The 1583-nt window shown below is 35.1% G+C and carries 3 protein-coding genes; all 3 read right to left on the bottom strand.

The features are described from left to right. Positions 1 to 265: 265 nt before the first annotated feature. The 3 genes from V7112_RS22280 to recR all read right to left on the bottom strand — a co-directional run bounded on the left by V7112_RS22280 (position 266) and on the right by recR (position 1497). Positions 266 to 532, bottom strand: coding sequence for a pro-sigmaK processing inhibitor BofA family protein (locus V7112_RS22280; RefSeq protein ID WP_335423885.1), 267 nt, complete (start codon positions 530 to 532; stop codon positions 266 to 268). Between the two features lie 145 nt (positions 533 to 677). Next, positions 678 to 890: a YaaL family protein gene (locus V7112_RS22275; RefSeq protein WP_335423883.1), complete on the bottom strand. Its 213-nt coding sequence runs from the start codon at positions 888 to 890 to the stop codon at positions 678 to 680. Positions 891 to 900: 10 nt separating this feature from the next. Next, positions 901 to 1497, bottom strand: coding sequence for a recombination mediator RecR (recR, locus tag V7112_RS22270; RefSeq protein WP_335423881.1), 597 nt, complete (start codon positions 1495 to 1497; stop codon positions 901 to 903). Positions 1498 to 1583: the final 86 nt, after the last annotated feature.

Here is a 1583-nt window from a genome sequence, read left to right as displayed (position 1 = left end):
TTCAGTTTTCAAAGAACTTATTTGGTTCGCCTCTCAGAAGCGACTTTATTAATATAACATCCTCACAAAAATAAGTCAACACTATTTTAAAAATGTTTTTCTTATTCATAAGGTATTCCCTGTGAGGAATATAAATATACACCCGATTAAACAGAATGTCAATAAATTATATTAAAATAATTTCATTTCAATAAGCTTTTCCTTATAATATTATTCCACAGCCTAATTAACATAACAAAAAAACAAATGAGAGCCATTTGTTTTTTTATCCTACTATAAATAAATCTATAATTACGAGTGCAGCTAAACCTGGAAGCCCGAGTAAGCCAGATACCGCAGATGTAACTAGATTAATTGGTACATGTAAATCAAATGAAGTTCCGAATGCATTTAAAAAAAATAAAAACAAGGCACCGATTAGGATTTTAACAAAAACTTGTCCAACTAAGCGAATGGGCTTAAGTGGAGCTCCCATTAAAAGCACAAGCACGATCAATCCCCCGAGTATGGAAATAACAACCTTTGGTTCCAATCAAACCTCACTCCTTCACACAACTTGTACTACTATTCTATGTGAATGGATGATTTTAAGAACCTCTCGTCCTATTTTATTTAAACAAACTATATAATTAAAAAATCCCACCATAGGATGCGTACCTCCCTTGGTAGGATTTATATTATAAAAATACTTTTCGCCTTTTTGCTTCTCGTAATAAAAAGAAGTATTTTGTTTCCGCTACTTTAAGTTCATTTAAAATATCATCAGAAGGTTCAATGCTTTTTTCAATGAGGTTTTTCTGTCTCATCCATTCCTTCTTTGCGATTTCTAATTGGCTAAAAAGCTCTTGGTTAAATTCTTTTCGAAGCTTTCCCTTCTTTTTAAAAAGCATAAAAGACCTCCTATAATTCTCGACGTCCTTCAAGCGCCTTTGAAAGTGTTACTTCATCGGCGTATTCTAAATCTCCACCGACAGGTAATCCATGGGCAATTCTTGTAATTTTAATTCCCGTTGGTTTTAACAGACGGGATATGTACATAGCTGTAGCTTCCCCTTCGATGTTCGGATTAGTCGCTAAAATAATTTCTTGTACAGTATCATCCTGAAGTCTTTTGAGCAATTCCGGTATTTTAATATCCTCCGGACCTATACCGTCCATTGGAGAAATAGCCCCGTGTAATACATGGTATAAACCATTGTATTCCTTCATTTTTTCCATGGCAATGACATCTTTAGGATCTTGAAGTACACAGATAAGCGTTTTATCTCGACGTTCATCTTCACAAATGTAACATGGATCTCTATCTGTTATATGCCCACAATTAGAGCAATATGTGAGGTTTCGTTTTGCGTTGACAAGTGCCTTAGCAAAATCAAGAACGACATCTTCCTTCATACTTAATACAAAAAAAGCCAGACGAACGGCCGTTTTCGGGCCGATACCTGGCAATTTCATAAAGCTATCTATTAGCTTAGATATTGGTTCAGGATAATGCATATCTATCTAAGTCCTTTCAACCGACAAAATCAAATGCACCTTGGCGTATTTGCGCCCGATTTTTAAACCCACAGGAAGTGGGTCAT

It is taken from the genome of Bacillus sp. JJ1566, assembly GCF_036962685.1.
In the GTDB taxonomy this organism is placed as follows: Bacteria; Bacillota; Bacilli; order Bacillales; family Bacillaceae_L; genus Ferdinandcohnia.
Note: the sequence above shows the minus strand (reverse complement) of the source record. Positions and strands in the feature narration are given on the sequence as shown.